The organism is Mucilaginibacter sp. RCC_168, from assembly GCF_041355315.1.
GTDB lineage: Bacteria > Bacteroidota > Bacteroidia > Sphingobacteriales > Sphingobacteriaceae > Mucilaginibacter.
The window spans coordinates 62,632-86,748 of the sequence record NZ_JBFUPN010000013.1 but is presented as its reverse complement, the minus strand read 5'-3'; the positions used below and the strand labels follow the sequence as shown (position 1 = coordinate 86,748).

Genomic DNA, 24,117 nt, shown 5'->3' with positions numbered 1-24,117 from the left:
CGGTTAACTGTAAATAATTTATTGTTTCATATCCTCATGGAATTTAGGCGATACTATTTCCAGGTTGTCGAAATTTACTACCTCATCAGAATTCTCACCTAAATGCTCTAAGGCTTGTGTATGATTAAGCTGAAGTTTGGCATTAGCGCCACCGCCGGTTCGGCCATCTTTCAATGCAAATGGGGCGCGGCCGTTTTGCATTTCGGTCAAACTCCGGGTAGCACCACGGTCTTTAAAGAATTTATTGATAACGGGGTCATTGAACATTTCTGTCCAGAAAGCTTCCCTCAATGTTCTGAATGATACTAATTTACCTTTAAATTGAGCTTTTAGTTTATCAACCACCTGTTTAGGCAGCTGCATAATATTACCCTCACTCACTTGGTTCGGATTTTTTGGATCAGGCTCACCATACCATTTGCCCACGTTTTCCTCCGTAACAACCGGTAGCTTCTCTCCTCCCGATACTTCCCCAGGTGTGCTCCTCATTTTCTCGGTAGTATTGAGCCGGTCTATTTCAAATGGCGATTTACCCATATCCAGATCACGGGATAGTGTATTACCCGCATCGCGCAGAATGTCGATCTTTTCATTCAGATCACCCGGTGTTTTAGCTTCATGCAGAAATTCTTTCAAAGCTCCAAGATCCACCTCTCCTTTTGTACGTAACCCTGCAGAATTTAATATAGCTTCAATTTCTGCTATTTGAGCGCCGGTTGCAAATTCAGGGAAACAAGGCGAATTACATAGTTTTAAAGCCTTTGCTGCCAATGGGTTTTCTAACAAGGCCTTGGCCAAAGCAGGCTTTCGGGTTAACATTTCTTTAGTTTCCGGCGTGATATTTTTAAATATTTCAGCTTCCAACATTTTATTTTCGCTTGACCCACTTCCCGAAGATGCGGATTTATCAGTTGTTACAGGAGGTGCTGCTGTACCCGTGCTTTCTTTTTGCGCAGGATCATTAGGATCAACCGCTGGGCTTTTAGCGGCAGCTTCATTTAATTCAGGAACGGTCCACTTACCCTCGGCATCAATTAGGCCGGCTCGCTCCATTAACAGCTTGTATTTTTGCTCATTGGCAGCATTACCAATGGCCTCATTTAACGCTTGTTCACTTGGCGAAGCTTTTGCTTTTACTTCGTTACGTACCGCTACTGCAATCATTACGTTTGCAAAAACTGCGTTAACCATCACTTGTTTTTCAAGGGCATCTTTTTGCTCCGGCGATAAATTAGAGTTTTCTATTTCATTTAAGTCTTTTACCGTTTTATAGTTTATAGCAAAAAAGTTGGTCGCTAACTCTGCTTTTTGAACTAATGCAATACCCTTTTCGATCTTTAAGAAGGTGTTGGCTGCAGAAAAACCTTCGGCTGTTTTTAAGGCGAATGATGCCAGTTTAGCTCCTTTAACAGCAGTATTTACAGCTACCAGCAGTGGCCCAAGGATATTCAGGATATCCATAGCCAACTCCACATCGGGCTCCAGTTTATGATTCTCATAACGGTCATATATATGATAACCGGCAACACTGGCCCCAACAACGGCGCTCCCAACACCCAGCGCTATGGCAAGTGCGCCACCGGTTGCCACGGTTCCCACCACCAGCGCGGCAATACCTGCTACTGCGGCTACAGCCTCTAATATGCCTAATATGGTCTTTTTTATACCGGGTTTGCTGGTTACACTTCCTTCGGCATTAATAACTGGTATCCGATATTGTACAGAACCTTTACCGTATTCACACTCTTTTCCAAATTCAGTAAAAGCATCCTGTATTGCTTCCTGAAGGGCAACGGTTTTATCAGCATTGGTACTGCTACCCGAATATTTTCGTTGCGTTTTATGGGTAGTTACATCAATGAGAACTATTTTGGTTTCTGCATCGGTGCTGTCCTTGGCTTCACCAATCATGGTTATCAACTGATATTCCTGACCGGTTTCCTGCGAAATAAGACTTACAACTGGTGTGTATGTAGGTTTTGAATGATCATAATCGCCGCTGAAGGATTGTAAGTTCTTTTGTACATCAGCCAGGCCTTTTTCCTGCGATGTGAGATTTGCTATCAGTTCTTCTATTTTGTCTTCCAGGGATTTTGCCGGATCATTCATTGATAGTAGAACCCATATGTCAGCCATACCTGCGGCATCAGCCTTATCTGCTGCGATTGCCAGGGAAATTGGTTTACCGGTACCCTTGTTGTTAATAGATATTTCCTTCAGCTTTTTAGCTAAACGGATACTGTTTTCTTTACTGGCCACATCTGCCGTTAATCTGTCGGCCAGTGACATCGCCTGCCTGTCGGTTAAACTTTTTAGCTTAGTTTCCAGTCGTTTTTTATCTTCATCCGCAGTGGCTTCGGCAAGCTGTTTTTTAACGTCTTCAATTTCATTAAAAGGTTTATTAACAGATTCCTTGGCCAAGGCATTCCCATTCTCTACTTTTATCGGAAAGAAAGCCTCACTCGGACGGATGATAACCTTATCATCGGTAGGCTCCACTTGTGCGCGGCAGTAAATGATATATTCGCCTTCATCTTTAGGAAAAGTAAAATCGGCATCTGGTGTAATATTTAATCTTGATCCGTAAAAGATGTCTGCTGATTTTAGTTCCTCGATCTTCTGTCTGGAAAGGTCGGCATCTACATTAACCTTTTCATCTGGCAGGCCCATTTCATCCATTTGCCGGTTATACAACTCCAGCTTTTCTGTATTAACAAGCGGCTTGGTTTTAAGCTGGCCCGACTCTCTGAAATGTGCCACCAGGCTTTCACGTCTTTCTTTCCAGCTTGATGACAGATCGGCTTTTTCTTCAGCAGACAATTGATCATCTACCCGGTAAATATCCCAGTAGTAATAAACCGTACGCATATTTAATGTCATCAAGTTAAGCGTATCGGTGCCTTCCAATTTTTCAAGCTGCACATTCATTTTAAATGAGTGATGTGCTCCGGTAACTGTTTTTGCATCGGGTCTTACATCCTTAGCAATGATGTTTGATGGATATGCTTTTTTTACGTGATCAAAGCTTTTGGTTTCGCGGCCTTCCATTTTTATATCACCACCCCTCAATACCTTTGTGGCAACTTTGATCACCTTCAACACATCCTCGGCCTTCATTTCTTTGCGTAAAGGATCAGGCAATACTCCAGATTTCATGTGCGCCTCATCGGCACCTTTTTCGTTTAAGGAAGTAACAAATACATCAATTCGCAAATAAATATTGGCTTCATCCCCTTCATTGGTTGCAAGGGATATTTTGTCTGGCAGATCGTAAAGATTATTATACATCTTACGCTCATCTGCCATTAACTTTTCGATCTTTAACTTTAATTCATATGACCATTGCATTGAAGCGGATAAAGCAGTTGCATCTTTTGAGGGTTTTACATCAAGTACACTTTTTAATTTTTCGATACGGATAAGCTCACGGATATTGGTTAATAAATCTGCGGGTTTATCACTTTCGTTAACATCAGTATAAACCTTATTAACAGCTTTATCTGCGGCATCTTTTTGAGCGGCATAACCTCGCCATTTTGATTTACTTTTTGAATAATAGAAGTTAAATGAAGCCGGAATATCTTCTGATGTGGGTTCGGCATTGCGTGTTGATTCAATAATATCGGCCATGCTTTTTTCAAAAGCATTCGCCCATTTTGGTTTAGGTGGAATTTCCTCCTGATCATCTCCGCCTTTAGCCCCTTTACTTGGAGACGCCCCTCCGTAAGGCATTACAATAAGGCCAATTACCTCACCGTCACTTACCGACTTTTTAAAATTATCATAATCAGTATCAGAGTTAAACCAATTTGAAATAGTGTACGCATTATCCAGATCTTCCAATTTTTTTTGCTCTTCGGCAGACAGGTTATCTTTTTTGCCGATAAAACCATCCTTATTGGCTACATTGTCATGTGCGCCTGCATAAAACAACCCGTTAATCCGCTTATTATAAAATGGCGGCAGAACAGTATCATTACTAATATGAAAAGACTTTAACTGTATAGGTGTGGCGCCGTCGATCTTATATAGCATTAATATGTTGCCCTGTATAATGAGCGTTCTGCTAAGTCCCGGTTCCAATCCTTTCAATATTTTAACATCCTCAGATATGTTTCCTTTAGTTTCTAAAAGGGTAATTTTACTTTTCCCATCTGATGGGCCCGGGTCTCTCTGTATAATTTTGCGGCTTATATTTTTATCCTGCTGTAATACATGGGTAAGTTCATGTGCTAATAAGCGTTTCCCTGTATCGGTATCCGGCTGATATTGCCCGGCCGCAAATGCAATATGATTCTGATGAGTATATGCCAGGGCGTTAATATCTTTTGACGACTGATGAGCTTGTGAATCATTATGGATCTGTACATCACCAAAATCATGACCAAAGCGATTTTCCATAAATCCCCGGGTTTGTCCATCCAGCTGTTGGCCCGATGACTGTATTGTTTGTTCAACATTAGCGGTAACAACCGGCGAATTATCTGAAATTTCTTTTCTGTCGATCTTTTTATTTTCTTCTTCCTCATCACAATGAGCACATTTTCTCTGGATGGGTAAATCGGCAATTGGTTGCATTGGCTCAGGAGAGGTTTCTTCTTTTGCCTCCTCCTCTTCCATATGAGGTTCTTCTTTTGCCTCGCACGCCGAACATTTTGGTTGAATAACCTGCCTGGGTGCCGGTTTAAAAAAAAGCGTATTATCGGATTGATCATTTTTGCTCATCACCAGTTCGGCCATCGTATCAGCTTCCTGCTCATAAATATCATTGGGTTGATTTACCGTGAGCTTTGGCTGAAAAAATAGCGATTTTGAAGCCATAGATTTTTCTGGCTTACTGACCGGGTTGATATGTTTATGCGAATTCACTGTTAAATTATTATTTATAGCTCCCTGCTTTGAACCAGTCAAATAAAACTTTTGAGTGTGTTTCTAAATCTGCCGGTTTTTTAACGAAAAAGGAATATGCTTCGGCATAAAATTCTTCTGGTTTAGCCGGCCAGTTCTCTGCAGCATACGCTGTAAGGGCCGGTGATATGTTGTTTTTTACCACCAAATCATAAAATGCTTTAACAGATAAACTCATACTTTTATTAAAGGCCATTACTAATGCGGCCTTATAAAAACTATCCTGTGCCGCTTCAAGCGCTGTTGTTGCGCTAACAACCTTATTTTTAGGATTCGCTTTGTTAAGATCGTCACGTTTTGTATTCCTATCACTAATGGCAGCATCCGCAATAGCTTTTGCACTATCTGCTACTGCTGTTTCAACACTTACAACAGCATTATCATTATAGAATTTTTTTATAGCGTTTTCGCAATTTGTTAATGATGTTCTGTAATCAACGCTCGCTGCATCTTTTGAATTAATTACTGGTTTGGCAGCTTTCAATGCAGCTTCCATAACTGGCAGTTTGGCCGCTGCATCTTTTTTAAGATCATCTACATTCGCAAGCTTGGCATCCGCAGCTGCTTGTTTTGTTGCTACAATAGTGTTTTGTGCTTCCGCAGCGCTTTTTTTAGTATTAAAGTCGGCATTTTTTGGATCACTCACCGCTTTTAATCTATCTACTTCTGCCTTTTTCGCCGTAAAATCATCTTTAGCGGCCTCAACTGCGACTTTATTAGGACTGCCATTTATCTTATTAAATTCCTTTAGGGCTTTTTCTTGCTCTTTAATTGCCGCATTAGTAGCGTCATTTGCTGTCTTGAATACACCACGCGCATCATTTGCTTCAGTGTTCAGCTTATTGAATTTTAAGCCCTCGGTATCCAGGCTGTTTGTCGCAACCCGATGAGGCATTGCCGCAACAGCATGTCCAACTTCATGGGTAATAAGACGAATAGATTCATCGGCTGTGTTTGTACCAAATGCAAGATCGCTTAGCTCTATTTTTTGTTCATCAGTTACACTTGTATCGTTATAGCCCTGCTCCTTGCTATATTCACCAGCTGTTGTGCCACCGAGTGTATTGACCCTGACAATTTTAGCTCCTTTAATGGCAGCTTTATCATCTGCTGGCAAACCAGCGAGGGCTTGATCAACCAGATCAAGTTCTACATCAGAAAAAGTGGAGGTATCATCCAGTACGGCAGTGATGCCATAGGTTTTTATTTTTGCAATAAGCTGAGGTTTAGTAAGTGGCTTTCTTTGAATTTGCTGACCGTTTTGCGTTTGTTGCAGCACATGGGTTAATTCATGTGCCATTAATTTTTTGCCGCCGTCACTTTCGGGCGAATACTGCCCGTTGTTAAATACAATATCATTGCCTGTAGTATAAGCTAATGCGTTGATCGATTCTGCAGATTTTGCAGCAACCGAATCAGCATGGATACGCACATTTGAAAAATCCTGACCGAAACGTGGTTCGAAAAAACTCCGGCTGCTATCGGGCAGGGCCTGCCCCGATGAACCTAATGACCCTATATAATTATTCAGGTTATTGCCGCCGAGTGTTTCCGAACCCGAACGTTCTTTGCGATGCACGTTTTGTTCCTCGTCGCAATGCCCACATTTGCGCTGTATGTTTTCGGCAGGTTTAAAAAAAGAGGTTTCATTTTGAACTGGACCGGCCATGCGCATCACCTGGTTGGCTACTGCATCAGCTTCCTGCTCGTAAACATCGTTTGGCTGATTTACGGTAAGCTTGGGCTGAAAAAACGACGATTTATCATCCCATTTTTTTAAGGAATTAACTTCGGCGGGATATTGAACTTTACTTTCGTTTTCTTTACTCATCACACTTATATATCAAATATTTATTTAAAAAAGCCTTGCCAAACAGCTATAGGAATCTGGATTATCTAACAATAATTTCATGGTTGGTGGGCTACCACTACCACAGTCTGGTGGATTTCCACCAAGCCCCCACGCATGGACACTCCCCCCCATTGCCCGGTGATAATTTTCATGAACTATCAGTGCCCCCACATCTGTTGCACTCCAACTTGAATTTATAATATCAAAGCACAGCATAATGTCATTAGTTGGAAAAAAGCCATTTATATCGGTTTCAGCCCTAACTGCATGATTACATTTTCCAATACTTGAATTTGCGTTGGCCCCGTCGTTACAGTGGTACATGTAATTTTCATTGAGTTTGGTGTTTATTTTCTTAAAGTTAGCTTCAATTTCACTTCTATGAGCCAACCCCTCTGTGCCAAAATATTTAGGGATCAATGCAGTTAGCCTGGGATCATTTGCTGTAAAGGCAGCTAATACATTTGCAAGCATCTGTACTGCCGCGGGATGCCCCGACCAAATAAACGGCTTAAGGTGCAGGTCGTCTTTGCAAAAATTATCGTGACCGTATCTCCTAACCACACCCTCTCCCTGTTGCACCACATGCGTTAATTCATGCGCCATTAACTTTTTGCCGCTATCACTTTCCGGCGAGAACTGCCCATTGTTAAATACAATATTATTGCCCGTAGTATAGGCCAGGGCATTGATGGATTGTGCAGATTTTGCCGCTACAGAATCGGTATGGATACGAACATTTGAAAAATCCCGACCAAAACGAGGTTCAAAAAACTGGCGGCTACTTTCAGGTAGCGCCTGACCTGAGGAACCTAATGATCCAACGTAGCTATCCAGTTCGTGACTACCTTGTGCTTCGGCACCTGACCTCTCTTTACGATGCACTTTTTCTTCTTCCTCACAATGCTGGCACTTACGTTGGATGTTATCACCAACCGGTTTAAAAAAAGCATTTTCATTATGATCTGGTATAGCCATGCGCATAACCCGATCAGCCATCGTATCCGCCTCCTGCTCGTAAACGTCGTGGGGTTGGTTTACGGTTAGCTTTGGCTGAAAAAAAACATGATTTGAACAGGTTTTTTTTTTGCCCGGTGTGTCTGTTGTTTTAGTTACATATCGATCCACAGTATTGTTTTTAAGGGCAGCTGCCGGATAAAGCATTAGTTACGGTTGTCCGTTGCGATGGGCTATTCATAACACTTAACAACGGGGTGATTTTTGCTCGTATGTTTGATAAATCAGTACTTGTGGTGCCAACACAGCATATTCTGACCATTGCGGCAACGTCGCGATCGGTGATCCAGGTTTCATTAAGCAATACCCTCATCCATCTTACTTTTTCTTCCCACGAAGTACGCTCTAACATTTTTGGCTCCAACATTTCTGCGTTTGATAATATTTCTATTTCTGTAGACCCAACGCCTTTATTAGCTGTTTCCATGTTTTCATTCAGGGTATTAGGATTATCTATCGCGGGTATATCGGTATAAAACACAGTGATTGGTGCGCTTGCTGAACTTGGTAAATGATGCCCTGCGGCCGTAACTACCTCTGACGCGAATGTGGTACATGTATAACTACCGGTTCCTTTTATATATCCGTAGAAATGACCCGTCTTACAAATATTTTGTGTATAAGCAAGCCCGGCAGCATATTCTGCAGCTGTTAGTGCCATGGTTTCGGTACGGTCGGTGCAGGCATCATGGGAAGTATCCGGATGATTTACACAACCAAGTACGGCGGGGTTTTTCTCTGTTGGTATGGTCGATCTTGGATAAAATCCGTAAGTGTATTGTGTACCATTGCTTTCATAGAACCTCACAAAAGTGTGACCAAAATTTCGACTAATAAGCGCTTTTTTCCAGCCGCTTTCTTCAATGTCGATATTGACATCCATAGCCCACCAGGTGCTTGCAGCCGGGGGGCCAGTTACTGTGATGTCAGGATTGCTGCATTGATCAGTCGCGCAACAACTTCTTGCAGCCGAGCAATTAGCGGTTCTCCTGACAACATTACTGTCACTTTGCTGGATCACGTGCGTAAGTTCGTGTGCCATTAATCGCCTGCCGCTGTCGCTTTCCGGCGCAAACTGCCCACTATCAAAAACAATATTATTACCCGTTGTGTAAGCCAGCGCATTGATGGATTGAGCCGACTTTGCAGCTACTGTATCTGTATGAATGCGTACATTTGAAAAATCGCGTCCAAAACGAGGTTCAAAAAACTGTCGGCTGCTGTCGGGCATAGCCTGGCCTGATGAACCTAATGAACCTACGTAATTATCCAGTTGGTAACTACCTTGCACTTCACCACCGGAGGTTTCCTTACGATGTATTTTCTCTTCCTCTTCGCAATGCTGGCACTTACGCTGCACAACCGCCTGGGCAGGCTTAAAAAATGTGGACTCGCCTGTGGTCATACGCATGACCTTATCGGCCATGGAGTCTGCCTCCTGTTCATACCTGTCACCAGGCTCATTCACCTGTAATTTAGGCTGTACCACATGTCCCGGAAAAAAAGGCTTACTATTTTGTGCCCCTCCAGTATTTTCAGATTGTGATTGCTTGGTTGCTAACATAACTTTATTTTAATACCAATCTACATTTAATATTTCTTGCATCCATGGTAGGCGTATGGTTGAATACCCCCAGGGTAATTTTCCTAACAATACATCAATGGTTCGTTGTTCAACTGTTAATAACCATCCATTTTCTTTTTTGGTTAATTTTCCATCCCGCTCAAAAAAACCATCGCGCAAACCTTTAATTGATGCGTTTTTTAATGGCGACCAATGATCTATAATGGCTTCCAGTAATCTTTTTGATTCTGCCTTTTCTTTTTTTGTTAAAATAATGGCCGAGGGCAGAGTTTTCGCAATGGGATAACCGCATAAAATTTTAGAAAGTGTCAAATCAAATTCAGCAACTTCGCTCTTCCCTGTTGCCAGGTAATAAAGCAATAATATGGCTCGTTGGTGAGCCATTTGGTCTTTAAATTCCCCATCGGTTAGCAAGCCCAGATCATTAAAGTAGGGGGATAAAAAATAATGAAGGATTACTATTCCACTGCTCTTTATGTATAACGTTTCGGATTCTTTAATACCTGTATACCTTTTGTTCTGAGGTAAAAGCCGTTTTGTATTATCTCCCTGCTTGTTTTTCTCAGATTTTTCTTCCTCAGTCTCAATCTTTTCTTGTCGTCTTAACGATACTTTATCTTGATTATCAGGATGACCGATTTTCTGATTTTCCTGCTTTTCTTCGATTTTTGTTTGCTGTTTTAATCGTGCTTCGTCCAGATCATTAGAATGGTGTACTTTATTATTTTCCTGTTCTTCTTTGATTTTTTCGGGCCTTATATCTTTTTGTTTTACGTCGTAGGGGCTTTTTTGTATATCGATATTATTGAGATCATTCGTAGCATCATCGGTTTTAGTCTCGTTTGTCTTTTTATCTTTATTACTACCTGTAGCATCTGAATTTTTAGCCTGATTTGTTCTATTGGCATCTGTTTGCTTACCTCTCCTTATCTCTTCGGTATTTTCGTAATCATTATTTACTTCGGTTTCTTTACGCCTATCTATTACCGTCTTATCTTCTGTATCATTTCTAAAGTTCTCCCTTGATTTTAAAAACAATTTTAGATCCTTAAGCGCATTCTTTACGACATCCGTTTGGAGTAACTTTTTTAATTTATTCTCCAATACTATTGTTATCTCCTGGCTTGATATGTTGAAGCGATCTATTAAAAGATTTAATGTCTTTACTATCTGTTTACTGTTCTTTGTATTTGATGATGCTTTATTATTTTCTAAAGTTTCAGGACTTAGTAAAGCATGAAAGACACAGGCCCATATTTCGTTATAAACATGTAAATCTTTCTTTGTGCAATGAGTTATAAAGATCTCTAGGTCGCTGTAAATAAGGCTCCAGGATTCATTAATTGCGCGAGCGATAATTGACAATAATTTTTCAAGGAAAGCATTACTAAACTGCAAGATCAATCTTTGCAGTATGACCGGATTATCAACATAATTATCGCAGAACCAGTTAAAGAAATGAGAGGCTTTTTTCTCCGAATCTGAAAAAGTAGTTATGATCTCGTTACCCCAGTCAGTCATGTTTTTAACAGGACTATACCAGGGTAAATAGCCATTCTCCAGAAAATAAATGAAAGCCTTTATTGATGATTGTTCTGGACTTAATGCTTGTTCCTTATCTTCCTCCGCCAATTCATTTTTTTTCGAGGGTAAGATCTTCCTGAGCTCTTCGATAAAGTGTGTTTTAAATTCCTGTTCAAAATTGTGTGCTTCAATTTTACCTAAATCAAGATGCAATGAATCGATGCGTATAATATCAGTAGTTGGAAATAGTTCATCAAATATGGCCTCCATACTGGCGGATAGTTCATTACGCAGCAAGCCACTTACTCGATTTTGAAAAACGAGAGCCTCTTCCCGTTTGGGAAGATTTAAAGTTACTTGCTGCCTATGAACAATATGCGATGCCATGATTTATTACTTATTGATCTTTCTTCCTCTTGGTGAAAAGTTTTTCTATTGCCCCAGATTTTTTAAGGGAAGCCGGCGGCCCGTCTGAAATAGCAGCACTGAAGCCAGCTGGGGTAATCTCTAATTGCATTGATGTAGTTGATGAATGACAGGTACCGTTTGATATGGTTAACGAAACAGTAACAGTTGATGCTTTGACATTTACTACACTACTATCACCTGATATTCGAATAACCCCATCGGTAGTCATCGCTCCCTTCGATATATTATCTCCAAAGACTTCCCAATCATAGGTAAATCTGCTGTCCCTGATAGCTGGAGTAAATGTTGCAGATACAATACCTGTTCTGGCAGCTACGGCAGCAGTTTTAACACCACTACCAGACCAATCGTTTATAAAGCTGAAAACACTACTGCCCGGTACAGAAAGAACTGTAATATTAAACGGTGCAGAACTTACATTATTTACAGTATAAATTAACCGGTATGTTCCGGCTTTGGCGATTGCCGGCGTAAAGGTTTGTTTGACGCCATCAAGACCGGGTACCGCGTTAAAAGTACCACCGGGTATTGATACTGCTATTTGTGCAGGATTGGTATCATTATCACAGAAAGCAGTATTACTCATCGAAATAACAGGTGCCGGAGGTGGTGGAGGTGTAATTTCAGCCGAACTGCGTTCTATCGGCGAACCTATATAAGGAACGTAGAAATCAGCAACAATAATTTTATTAATAATATCATAATTTGGCTCATTCTCAGTCACTCCCCTGCCTGCCAGGATATCAATCAACCTCAGCTTTTCAGTATCAGATACCCCTTTACTGTCGGCCACCATTTTCTTGACAAGATTTAAGGTATTTTCATCAAGATTTGGGGATGCAAAAACCTGTTGCCCTTCGGTTGGAGCAGCTTCCATACTTGCCGACCGGGCTTTCATTGATGCCGCATCACCAGCCTTAGAAAGCGGGGTAATAATGTTTTTATTAAAATTGGCGATATAATTTTTATAAACTAATACCAATGTGCCGCCCTTGGGTACACCTGCTTTATGTTCAAGTCCGGGGTGGTTTTTATAGTAATTTAAAAATGTATGTTTATCGGCGTAGCGGGAGTATCTCTGGTTTACTTCATTACTTAATGAATCTAATAGTTCGTCAAGAGCAGCATTTAATACCGTTTCAAAATCTTCAATTAAAAGATCTACTCCATAACCTTCAATTAATGATATCATAGAGGCATCCCGGGATACCTGAGTTCTTGCCACCGGGCCTTTTAGGGTGGCAATAACTTTGTTTATGGAATCAAGATAATTATTAAAAGTATCATACTGACCTCTTACGTCGACGTCAATAACGGATGGGGCATTCATTAAATACACCATCACCGTTTCAATAGCATCAATAAAATAGAAAAAATAGAAATAAAGCTCGTCTACACTACCCGGTTGATAATTGATTATTGGATTGGTAAATACTCCGGTATCACTTAATGCATTTAGGTAAGCGCTTGCTATTGTGCTGGGTAGTACCGCGCAATTGTTACGTATAAAAGTGCCTTTGGGGTAAATATAAGGGGTACTTGCTGATCGTATCGGTTCAATACCCCGAATAGCGTTTGTTTTAACCTCTGAGAACCTTTTAATTGGACTATCTGTTAGTTTACCGGGTATATTAGTTCCCGTAGTAGCTTTAGCGACATAGGGTAAATTTGCAACAAAAGCAAATGGGGTCAATATCTTAGTTGTGGCTTCTGTTACTATCAGGTTGTAATCAGTTTCCAGATCCCGAATTTCAGCATCGGGCAAAGTCACATTTGAAAAATCAAACTGCTGATCTGCAATGGCTACCACATCAAATGGAAGATTATAGGTTAAACGCTGAATAAGGATATTGGATAAAACATCCTGATAGTTTTGACCGATGTGGCCCTCAACCCTAAAAAAGTTATACTTTTCAATATCATATAAAAGTGGTTGTGCTACTTCGGTACTTGTGTTATATAAACCCGAATTATAACCCAGATTTAATGTAGCTTTCCCACTGTTGGTTTTGGCATAATTCCATGATTTATATAACTCGGCACCACTTTCATTTACCGTGTAATAGTATGGGATAGCCCGTTCGGAAAGCGGGAGATGCATATATTGACTTGGGGTGATCTTTACCGTAAATTTATCTGACTGAGTAGTGTCTGGAATGGTAAAATCTTTAATCATCAATACCATCCGGCTAAATAGCAAGAGTACCTCGGCCGATTCAACACCCATTTTTGAAAATAAAGGTGAATAAATAAAGTAGTTACGATAGCTATCTTTTACATAGTCATTTGTTGCCAGTGATGCATCACCTAAAACCAGATGCAATGGAAATAAATTTTCATCCGGGCAGCAGGTAGTGATGATATGGGATACTTTAGCAGAAAACTCTTCATAGGCCTTGATCAAATCATCAATGAAATCATAAAAGTATTCAATAGCCAACGGATTTTGTTTTAATAACTGGTCAAGATAATTTTTCAGTACGGCCAACATATCAGAAAAAGGGTTTGACGTAATGTTTAAAACTGACCCGTATTGCTGATAGCAGGAGTTATAAGCATCGGTTAGCTGACTTAATGTAGTATCATCAACCAAACTGACAAAAGCATTCAGTATGTCATCCGCAGTTTCAAGATCTGTAAAAGGTACGTTAAATCTTTTTAGCTGTACTTTGGAGTTTAAGCTCAGTTGAAAGGCTTTAGACGGAATATTTAACCTTGATGATATGGGGGATATTTTATTTATATTACCTATCCTATCAATATTGCTTACTTTGTTAGCGTTATTACTGTACAGATCATTTTTTGCAACAAGTAAAGGCCTTATCTGTAAAACCATTTTTTCGCCTTTGTTATTGCAATCCTGAGTGTCGCAGTTTTTGAGATCTGTTTCTTTAGCTTCCAAAAACAAAGCAACCACATAGTCACTTAAAAAGGTAGCCGCTGCTGATGAAAGGGTTTTCGCATTGAGTTGTTGTGCGCTTTCCAATGCATTAAACTGATCATCTGTAAGTAATAGCCAGACAGTTTTACCAGTACAGAAAGGTTTATAAAAAGGCAAGCCTCCTTGCTTGTCATAAACAAAAGGGAGGTCATCAGGAACCTCAACAGGTGTATACGGCATATAATAGGTATACTGGTTGGTGTCCTGGGTGATTAAATACCCTTGCGAAGTAACTCCGCAGCCCTTGTTAATTTCAATAACACCCGGATTGAACACTATATCCAGTCCGCAAACAATACCAATACCTATCAGTTTGTTGCGTGTCCAGCGGTTTTGCTGATCAAGGTAGTTAAAAGTTTCATTGAGGTGATCGTTAGTAAGTACCTGATCTGGTTCAAACACGATGTATTCTATTGGATTTGCCATATATCAATTTTTTAAAGATCCTAAAATGGTTTTGCCCAGCATTACCGGGTTGGTATCCTTACTTTCAGCACAATCGTGCAATGTGGCTACCGGGTATTCACTATGTAAATTAAACAGCAGTTGTGTTAACGTATCATTGGCTTGTTGCAGGTCATCTATTTTGGTATTATCAGATGAATAATCGGCTAAAGCTGTTATCCACGCCTTATAAGCAATTTCGAAATCATAAATCGACTGGTCATTTATCCAGCAGATTTTTACCATGGTATGCGCGGGTGTTTCCTGCCTTATGATATTTTCAAAGTAGTTTCGAAAGGCTAAATTTCGGAAGTGCAGTGGCCAGTAAGGCAGTACGACTGACATTTTGAAGGAATAAGGGTCTTGCTCACCGCAGAAATCACAATTCTGATCCAGGCATACCGGCGCGAATTTTTTAAATTGGTCACTCCGTGGTCTCAAAAGTAAATGCTCAATCAGATGAAGCCCGTCGGCATCACACTCCTTATTAAACTCCGTTACAAACTGAGCCAATGCCGCATTTGCATTTACCAGGGATGTAAAATCATTACTTATAGCAAGGTTGTGATCTTCATTGTCTATTACGTAAATATTCCAATTGCTACCGGTTTGTTTAATATCATAGTGTTCATCAGTTAAAACAAGATCCATAAATGCAGGTAAGGCATTATTCAATTCCTCCTGGGTATCATAAATTGCTACTGATGTTAAGATTCCTCCGTTTTGATTGCTGAATGAAAACTGATATTTAGCTGGTGCATCATTAGTAGTGATAATAGCAACGTTACCAATACAGTACAAAAACCTGCGATAATTTTTTTTGATACCGCCTAAGTGGCACAGTTTTTTTTCTAAACCTGATATATTATCCGTATCCCATAATTTAGTGGTATCAACAGAAAAATCTGGTTGGGGTGGAAAGTAGTTTTGTGGAAAATAGTTAAACGCTCTGCCTCTTTGATAACCTATAGCCGGATAGTCCTTTAAAAAAGAGATCTTGCTATCGATGATATCCGCAGGTGTTAAATTAGATTCTTTTTGAGTTGCATAATCAAGTGAATAATTCAGTAAAACATAATCATTAAATGATTCACCAAAACGACTCATCAGGTGATCAAGGAAACGGCTGCGACGGTCGGTGAAAACCTCATTTGATTCATACAAGTTCTGCCAATCGTTTGCCGGTACAGTGGTTGAGTTCTGGTTTTGCATTACCCGTTGTTCAATCGTATGGGCTGCTCCATCTTGTTTATATACCGGCCTAATATTTTTTATATCACCCAGGAACTGTGCGTAATAAGTCTGCACGATATTCTCAGTGGAAAATAATTTTTTCGCGCCGTTTAGTTGTGAAAAGAAATCAGCCAGTAACTGATCAAATAGTAACAGATAGGCTTGTAACTGTTTAGCTTGTCCTTTTCTTTCATCACTTATATTTGTTGAAAGTCCTGCGGAGCCAATGCCATAGGTTTGTGGTAAAAGATATTCAACAGAAGTGTAATTATTCAAAGGGTAATAGTTGCCGGAAGGAACAGCCAGATCATCGGTGTGACCGGAAAGTTTATTCCGGGCTTTTACTGCACGCAGCCATTTGAGCGTATCGCGCACCTCAGTCAAAGATGGTAAATAAGGGAATTGGTTTTTATAGAAAAGGAGTTTTGATTTTGTTTCAGAAAATACCGGTTTACAACCTGTTGTAATAGGCATGCACCAGTTTTGGCTCCTTAAACCAGTAACAGGTTTGTCGTCGGCTCCATATTTGGTCATCATAAAATTTCGGGCACCCAATACGCCGTCAATATCCATGATCAGGCTGATGATATCTGATGCATATATTTCCCCACGCAACTGGGTTTGCTCCAGTTCAGTAGTATCAATAAATCCATGCTGTAGTACGGGGCCTTCAAATATGGCATCGGTAGTATAACCCTTATCCTGCAATTCACTTAACAGGTAAAAGTTCACCGAGGGGTTAAGATATTCCTCAATAGCATAAAATACTTGGGCCTGTATCTGTTCCATATCTGCAGATGGCGAAACTTCTATGTCACAGCAAATGGCTATTTCTTCATCTCTTATTGTGGTGACACTAACAAAATCTTCACATAGATTTCTGTTTCCATTTAAGGTTCGGATGGCCGATTGAACGATACGTTTTGCCTGTTGAATTTTTAACAGGTAAAGATTAAGTACCTGCGCAGTATAATCAGCACTAAAAAAGGCCTGGATATCACCCATTTGTACAGGCTGGCCCGAAGGTTTCAGATCAATATCAACTATACCTGCGATTACTGCTGAAAAGTTTGAACTTTCAATGGTGTAATTAAAATCAATTTGAATAATAATACTACTACCGGTTGTAAAACTGGCAGTAGTGCCAGAAACAGTTGCCGGATCAATGGTTAATAATGAGGCAACGCCTGGATCATCCCATATAGGGAAAACGATGGTAAGCCCAACGTCACCTCCTTTAAATTTGCCACTTGCGGGATTTAAGATCTGTAACTCCCCATTGTTCATATCGCCAAACTGCTGATCAGAGTCAAGGTCCAATAATACTTTATATAAACCTGATAAGTAAACCGGATGAGGTGTTTCCTGGTACGATAATGAATCGGCCTTACAATCAGCATAAAGCGCTATTTCACCGGCCGGAACGTTTTGATCGTTATTGACATAGTAGTTGTCATACAAAAACCAGGCATTATGTACCCCTACAATATCTATCAATAGTTTGCGGTAATCATTAACCGTAAGCGGCGATTGAGTTAGTACGTTCTTGGCGGTATATAAAGTTTGTGAAGACGCTATTTGACCATCTGCCCCGGTGAGCAGATCTTCCATCGGCATCCCCGTTCTGTAACCTAATTCGGTTATAGCATAACAAAGGGCCTCTAAAATCGTGATACCAGGGTCATGCTCATTATAATCTGTCCAGATTTTACCGCTAAGCTTTTCAATATAACTCAAACCGGCCTCTCTGAGAAAAGCATAATTTTGATCTGTGGTTAAATCAGGATCTTTGATGATTACTTTTTGCTTATCCATTACAATCACAGTTAGTTGGTGAATTAATTAAATGTTTTACTTTGGTTTCTTCATTATAGTATGATACCAAAATGGATCTGGAGGTGCTTGCTATCGCTTCATCTATATCATATAACGCTTGTATGACTACCCGACCTTCGCGAAGTATAATGTGGTTCATTTTAAAACAGGTAACAAAGTCTACATAAGGTCTTTCTTCAATAAAATTGAGCACCACCGATTTTTCAATACTGTTACCAAATTGAATGGCCTGTGGGTTGCCAAAGGCCCATGGAGTTAAAAATTGTTCAATTTCATTGTTTAATTGATTGGAGAAATAAACGGGATCAATACCGTCTCGAAACGTAACACTAAATTCAAACTGCACCTCTTCAAATGATGGATTGCTGAGATGTAATTTTACAAATGGTGATGTTAATGTTTTAATGTATTTCTCTATTTCGGTTAATAAACCTATGCTGGTATATGGCCGTAGCGGATTAGCATTGTTTAAGTGCGTAAGATCGGGGATGGTTATAATGGTTACATGCCCAGCCAGCATTTCACTGTACTTTTGCTGATTGGTGTTGATATCAGGAAGAAACCCGGTATGATCAATACATTTTACCTTAAAAATCTGTGGAAAATACTGTAATATCAAACGCTCATAATCCCAGGTGGTAATAGCCCTGTTTTTATGACGCAAGCGTTCACTTACCCTTTGATAAAACTGATCATCTGTTTCCTGTACGCGGCCTCCAAATGAGGTATAGGGTTGTTGTGTTTTCTTTAACCCGGCATCGGCTATTGCAGGCTTACTAATGATATTGGGAGGTAATATCTTAGTAAATACTATGTTATTGTTAGTATCCTGAACAAACTGAGCTTTTGCTGAATTTACGTTAACAGCGATTAAGTTACAGATCGCATCTGCATCATGCTGCACCCCTGCTTTTATCCAGATCAGTCCGCTGTCGGCACGGCTATTGACAAGAGTAGCACCCGCAGGGATATTAAATATTACCAAACCTGAACTGGTTAAATTATTGGTTTGATCTGTAACTGATTGTTTGTTAAATGGCAGCCAGTTGTTGTTACTCAGATAATACCAGTTAACCTGGGTCATATTTTTTAATGGATTAGCACTGCCATCAGATACCTGGAACAGGATAGAGAATGTTTCATCGGCTTTGGCATTATTTAAACCAATCCATAATTCACCACCGTCGTTTGTAGGTATCCCGTCTTCAACGTTAAAAACAGGTAGTAACGTAAGTGTGTCTGTTGTGATAGCCGGATGCATTTCACGGAACCCAAAGGGCTCAAGATGATAAAAGAAATTGCTACGGTTAGTAAAATCTACCTTACTGAAAACAACACTATCTTCTGCGGTATATTTTACATTAATTGATTTTAAAACCGGATGGTTAGGTACCGGAACCGCACTTGTATCAACAGTATAGCCAACAATTTTATTGGTGTCTGTAGTATCATAAACTACTTTAACTGACGGATGGGGTATATTTTTTTGAAACGTGTTCAAACTATAATCATCACCAATCATTTCCAGTTTTAAATAACCATCAACAGAGGTTATGCTGTAATCCTCATTAGGAGTGAAATCTTCGGGCGATTGTACTACGCGTTCTAAGCCTGTAATATCAATCTCTTTTGGTCCTGTTGCGCCCAGGCGTTCAATTGGAGCAGTTGTGATCATGTTAGGAACGTCACTTTTGACGGTATTATTCCGGTCAAGCGACAAGCCTCTGTTAATTATATTTTTAGCATTAAAAGGCTGATCATTTTGTGTCAAGCTGCTCATATTCATAGAAAGAGCGTTATTAGCTTCAAATGCTAAACCTTTATTTACTACAGAAGTAATATCAGCAGTTAAAGTGTTACGTGCATTGAAATCATTCAATGTTCGCGGGCTTAGTATTCTTTGTTGCAGATCTGTGATAACAATACTGGATGCATATAAACTCGCTCCACTTGCAACGGACAACCAATTACCCTTAGCCAAAGAGGATATATTTACTGTTGTTTTAGATAACGGCGCCTCCTGCCAGTCGAAATCTATGGTTAATTTGGTCAATTGTTTTTGAAATATCTCCTTGCTGCCAATGATAAATGAAGCTCCATTTTCAGGAAAATCGCCAAATGGCTTAAATGGTTTTGCCGGGTTTACTTTGCCATCATCGTTTTGCAGTATTAAGTTTTTTATGGCATCAACAACTACCGATATAGTCACTGCATTTATCCGGGGGATTTTAATTTTTTGATAGGATGTATAGCTGTTAAGCGACACCTGAACCATCGGAAGCGAAACATCAAAGTTTCCGCCATGTATTTTTGAGGAATAGGAAACTATAGCAGGTGCATCACCCTCCAAAACTACTGTTAATGTGAATGTAGTATTATTAATTACCGAGGCTGTATAGACAGATGCTGTATACCAGCTCTTTTTGCCTGTTAACTGTATATTGAATATTCCAGAAAGGTCAGCAGTTGCGATACTGGCTAAACTATCACATATAAAGGTTAATGTTATAGTTCGTTTCCCTTCATTTAAATACAATACGTTTGATGCTACAGTAAAGCCAATGGAGGCTTGTTGAATATTCCTGGGGTTACCAAACGGAAACCAGGAGTTATCTGCACTTAGTAATTTGCCTCCCTGTCCATCTTCTGAATTAGCAACAGATGAAGCATACAGCATTACGGGTGTATTATCTTTATTTAAATAGATAGATTTTAGTGCCTGAATACTGGCTGTTTGAACAACAAGATCGTCTGTTAGAGAATAGAACAGATCTTTATTATTAGCATCCTTCCCAGCTTTAAATGAAGTACCTTTAGGTAATAAGTGCTGATCTGTATTTTTTTGCAGCTCAAAAACCAGGTGTACAAAATCGGCTTCGGCCACATTATTACTTAGTTGTAAAACCTGTTTATAGTAAAAGTCAAGATGCTTTTTAGTATACTGATTCAGATGTTGCTGGGCAAAGCCAAATAGTTTTATGAAAGCCAGATAAAGGGCATAGTGGGGTGCATGAGTAGGATAATTATCCATTGCTTCGGATAGGTAAGCCGGTGTACGGCTTACTATATTGACAATGCCCGAAATAAATGATTGTAAGGCCCCGGTAAATAAATTATGTGTAAGGATATGGTCAATGTCTTCGTGTACTGTTCCTGTTAAGGTGATGGGGAATGCGGTAACTGGTGGATCAACCGTAAAAACACTTTCCAATCGTTTCTGTGAAGAAATAACAAAGACACTCTCCAGAGGATCAAAAGCGAAATTTTGCGAATAAATAATATCATCAACAGGGGTTACAGCATCTATATAAGTTGAAGCAGGATCAATAAGAGAACCGGCTACAAATGCCTTATAATATTGAAACAGTATGCTTAATGGCGCCGCTATTTTTGAAACGATAGAAACAGATAAAAAAGTTTTATAGCTCAGATCGTCTGCCAAATGCTTATACGCGTCATCAAGCGCAGCAGTTATCGAAAAAACAAAATCAAAAAGAATTTTAAAGTTATTTTTTGCATCGGCATCAGTAGGTGCATTGACAATAGTGTTATTTAAATATTTGATGAATGATGCATAATCATTTATTCTCCATTCGGCAATTGCTGCAATTACTACGGCAATATCTTTACCCATGAGTTGTTGCCAGTCGCCATTAATGGTATTGGTATTATCGTAATAGTTTAACCAGGCACTGTATTTTTTGGTAAGCAGGATAAGATCTGCATCTGTCCGTTCATCTACAAGCGCACATTTGGTTAATAAGGCATCCAACGCACGCTGCGCCTGGCTGGTGCCGTTATAGGATAAGAGTTTGGTATCGAAACAATTATTTGCCATTAGTGTATTTCTGTTCCTTCGTTTTTATAGTAAGGATATACAAAATTGAACCTTGAATTTGTGGTGCGGACAGTATAATTAAGAATGATCAGGATCACTCCTTCTGTCTCGCGGCTGTCATCAACCTGTATCGAGCTCAGATCAATCCGGGGCTCATAATAAAGTATAGCCGTTTTGATCATCTCGCGGATATAGGTTTTAAAGGTGGTGGTCATGGGCTCAAAGAGCATCTCGTCCAGATTACAGCCATAATCAGGTACCATTACCCTTTCGCCCTTGCGTGTTGCCAGTAATATCTGCAGACTAAGTTGTATGTCGGCCTCATCGCTGGTCATGATCACCGAGTTTGCGGTAGTATCAAATGTTGGCGGAAAACTCCACCCTGTTCCTAAAAATGAATCTGCCATGTTAACCTCCTATAATTACTGTTGGACATCCTATTATAATTGAACCACCATGAGCCGTTGGATCGCCCATGCGGGCTGCCGGTTTACCTCCTATTAATACTGTTGCAGAACCCATTGCTATTACATCCGGTGGACCCGCACAAGTGCACATATCCCCTACACATGCCGCTGGTAGCCCACCTATTAATACTGTAGGGCTTCCCGGTGGTAATATCGGCCCACCTACATGTGGAACCGGCCCTGTAAACATGGGGCAAACGTGCATATCTGAAACTCTTGCTGCGAGTGGCATAATTCTTTTCTTATTTAGTTGATCATTACTACACCGCCTTTTATGGTGGCAGTGCCTGAACCTTCCACTTTTACAGATGGGGCTGACACGGCGGCACTACCGCTATCGGCTTTTATTGAAGCTCCACCCGCACTCATCTCAAAGCTGGAAGATGGTTTTATAGAAACATTGGTTGCTTCAATGGATAGATCGCCGGTTGCCTTTATTTTGATATCCGCCCCGCTTTCCAGGCTTATGGCCGATGAATCCATGGTTACTTTATTGTTATTCTCGTCCTCCATTTGTATGTAGCCTTCTTTTTCGCTGATGGTTACCTTTTTACCCGCCGGTGTTTCAATTTTTAGCGACTTTTCGTCGTCGTTAAAGATCATTTTCATTCCACTGCGAGAGGTATACCCCTTTTCATCGTTTTTATTAGCGGCTTTCAATGGAGCAGGTTTGGTACTACTGTTCAGCATACCTAATACTACCGGGTGCCTTGGATCATTATTTAAAAAACCAACCACTACCTCATCTCCAATTTCCGGACGAAAAAAAGTACCCCGGTTATTACCTGCATCCAGGCAAGCTATACGAGTCCATACACCATCTTCGGCGGGATCAATAATGGGTAATCTCACGCGGATCCGGTCCTGTGTATCAGGATCATTTTCCAGATCGGTTACTATCCCTATCTGCAAGCCTTGTATGGCCGGCAACATGTCTACAGCCGGTGCAGAATTTACATCAGGTTGGCGTGTAAACAACTCGTTAGATAAACCAAATTGCACGTCGGTTGTCCAACTGCCATTTACTATTTCATGGCGCACACCTGACACAAATACTTTTCCGTTAAAGCGGTCACCTACACCACCTATATTGATCAGGTCGCCTGGATTTAACTGACCGCCATAGCCACGAAAACGAACTCTACCTCTGCAGCGTGACATACGTGCTTTTTGGAGTCGCCCATCGGCCAAACTCTGCAATTCGTCAGTTGTCAGATCTTCGCCAGAGTACAGGTCATATTCTGATACACCCAACACCGCTCCCAGATCACTGCCTGAAATATTTCCATTTTCTTCAAATCCAGGTTCAGCGGCGCTTGCTGTGGTTATTTCCTGAGTAGTATAGTCCCAGGTTTTAGCTGTGAGGCTTTGATATTGATTACGCGCATCCAGATCAGCATCAAACTCCAGTATGGTTGCCCCAAATAAAGCGTCGAGTGCTGTTGCCGAACTGAAATTAGGTTTCTTTATGGTTATTTTGCCGTTATCAACCGTACAAAGCTTTCCGTTAGCTTCCATACGCGATATCATAAAATCCCAGTCGGTACAGTCATACTGAACAAGGGCTTTTAGCGTAGTACTGGTGTCCTCTATGTCGGTATCTAAGCCGTAATTACCTATGATTTCGGTAACGGCATCACTGTCTTTGGTATCATAAAAATATTTATTCTTGCGAGCCACGGTCATTTTAACAGCCTTGTCGCGACAGTCAAGTATTAACATAGGTGAGCCATTCCCCCTTATTTTTAAACTATGTCTTAAAATAATGCCATTAAAAAGCGTTGTTTCGTCTGCATGATAACCGGCAGCTATTTCAATTTCAGCACCAGGAACTAATGTTGGTTCGTTACTTATTGCAAAATCCTGTGCCGAAGCATCGCCATCATATATCAACAGCTTAGCTATCGGGATACGATTTATTTCTTTACTAAAATTCATGGAAGCCACCTGATAGGATGCACCCAATATGGTTCCGTTTACCTTTATAGTGAAGGTAACCAGATCTGTATTTTGTGTTCCTGGTAATGTTTGGCTTAGTGACAT

The 24,117-nt window shown here is 40.3% G+C and carries 11 protein-coding genes; all 11 read right to left on the bottom strand.

Annotated features, from left to right (window positions below; all coding sequences use genetic code 11):
- Nucleotides 1-18: 18 nt before the first annotated feature.
- Nucleotides 19-4,869 carry a DUF4157 domain-containing protein gene (locus AB6735_RS13880; RefSeq protein WP_370996445.1) on the bottom strand — a complete coding sequence of 1,617 codons (4,851 nt, stop codon included), beginning with the start codon at nucleotides 4,867-4,869 and terminating at the stop codon, nucleotides 19-21.
- 10 nt (nucleotides 4,870-4,879) lie between these two features.
- Nucleotides 4,880-6,487, bottom strand: coding sequence for a DUF4157 domain-containing protein (locus tag AB6735_RS13875; RefSeq protein ID WP_370996444.1), 1,608 nt, complete (start codon nucleotides 6,485-6,487; stop codon nucleotides 4,880-4,882).
- Between the two features lie 276 nt (nucleotides 6,488-6,763).
- Nucleotides 6,764-7,924 carry a DUF4157 domain-containing protein gene (locus AB6735_RS13870; RefSeq protein ID WP_370996443.1) on the bottom strand — a complete coding sequence of 387 codons (1,161 nt, stop codon included), beginning with the start codon at nucleotides 7,922-7,924 and terminating at the stop codon, nucleotides 6,764-6,766.
- The gene (locus AB6735_RS13865; protein ID WP_370996442.1) at nucleotides 7,899-9,341 is read right to left on the bottom strand and encodes a DUF4157 domain-containing protein; all 1,443 of its coding nucleotides are present in this window, start codon (nucleotides 9,339-9,341) and stop codon (nucleotides 7,899-7,901) included. Before AB6735_RS13865 ends, AB6735_RS13870 begins: the two co-directional genes overlap by 26 nt.
- A gap of 9 nt (nucleotides 9,342-9,350) precedes the next feature.
- On the bottom strand, nucleotides 9,351-11,273 hold the full coding sequence (locus AB6735_RS13860; protein WP_370996441.1) for a contractile injection system tape measure protein: 1,923 nt from the start codon (nucleotides 11,271-11,273) through the stop codon (nucleotides 9,351-9,353).
- A 10-nt stretch (nucleotides 11,274-11,283) separates the two neighbouring features.
- Entirely contained in the window at nucleotides 11,284-14,682 is a 3,399-nt protein-coding gene (locus tag AB6735_RS13855) for a hypothetical protein (RefSeq protein ID WP_370996440.1), read from the bottom strand.
- Between the two features lie 3 nt (nucleotides 14,683-14,685).
- Entirely contained in the window at nucleotides 14,686-17,748 is a 3,063-nt protein-coding gene (locus tag AB6735_RS13850) for a hypothetical protein (RefSeq protein ID WP_370996439.1), read from the bottom strand.
- Nucleotides 17,741-21,607, bottom strand: a complete 3,867-nt coding sequence (locus tag AB6735_RS13845) for a hypothetical protein (RefSeq protein ID WP_370996438.1) — start codon at nucleotides 21,605-21,607, stop codon at nucleotides 17,741-17,743. Before AB6735_RS13845 ends, AB6735_RS13850 begins: the two co-directional genes overlap by 8 nt.
- Nucleotides 21,607-22,014, bottom strand: a complete 408-nt coding sequence (locus AB6735_RS13840) for a GPW/gp25 family protein (RefSeq protein ID WP_370996437.1) — start codon at nucleotides 22,012-22,014, stop codon at nucleotides 21,607-21,609. Before AB6735_RS13840 ends, AB6735_RS13845 begins: the two co-directional genes overlap by 1 nt.
- Nucleotide 22,015: 1 nt before the next feature.
- Nucleotides 22,016-22,306, bottom strand: a complete 291-nt coding sequence (locus tag AB6735_RS13835) for a PAAR domain-containing protein (protein ID WP_370996436.1) — start codon at nucleotides 22,304-22,306, stop codon at nucleotides 22,016-22,018.
- Between the two features lie 14 nt (nucleotides 22,307-22,320).
- Nucleotides 22,321-24,117, bottom strand: coding sequence for a type VI secretion system tip protein VgrG (vgrG, locus tag AB6735_RS13830; protein WP_370996435.1), 1,797 nt, complete (start codon nucleotides 24,115-24,117; stop codon nucleotides 22,321-22,323).

What these genes read in the sequence shown, in the direction of transcription:
- AB6735_RS13870 (WP_370996443.1), bottom strand. Translation starts at nt 7,924, where the DNA reads ATGCTTTATCCGGCAGCTGCCCTTAAAAACAATACTGTGGATCGATAT.
- AB6735_RS13865 (WP_370996442.1), bottom strand. Translation starts at nt 9,341, where the DNA reads ATGTTAGCAACCAAGCAATCACAATCTGAAAATACTGGAGGGGCACAA.
- AB6735_RS13860 (WP_370996441.1), bottom strand. Translation starts at nt 11,273, where the DNA reads ATGGCATCGCATATTGTTCATAGGCAGCAAGTAACTTTAAATCTTCCC.
- AB6735_RS13855 (WP_370996440.1), bottom strand. Translation starts at nt 14,682, where the DNA reads ATGGCAAATCCAATAGAATACATCGTGTTTGAACCAGATCAGGTACTT.
- AB6735_RS13850 (WP_370996439.1), bottom strand. Translation starts at nt 17,748, where the DNA reads ATGGATAAGCAAAAAGTAATCATCAAAGATCCTGATTTAACCACAGAT.
- AB6735_RS13845 (WP_370996438.1), bottom strand. Translation starts at nt 21,607, where the DNA reads ATGGCAAATAATTGTTTCGATACCAAACTCTTATCCTATAACGGCACC.
- AB6735_RS13840 (WP_370996437.1), bottom strand. Translation starts at nt 22,014, where the DNA reads ATGGCAGATTCATTTTTAGGAACAGGGTGGAGTTTTCCGCCAACATTT.
- AB6735_RS13835 (WP_370996436.1), bottom strand. Translation starts at nt 22,306, where the DNA reads ATGCCACTCGCAGCAAGAGTTTCAGATATGCACGTTTGCCCCATGTTT.
- vgrG (WP_370996435.1), bottom strand. Translation starts at nt 24,117, where the DNA reads ATGTCACTAAGCCAAACATTACCAGGAACACAAAATACAGATCTGGTT.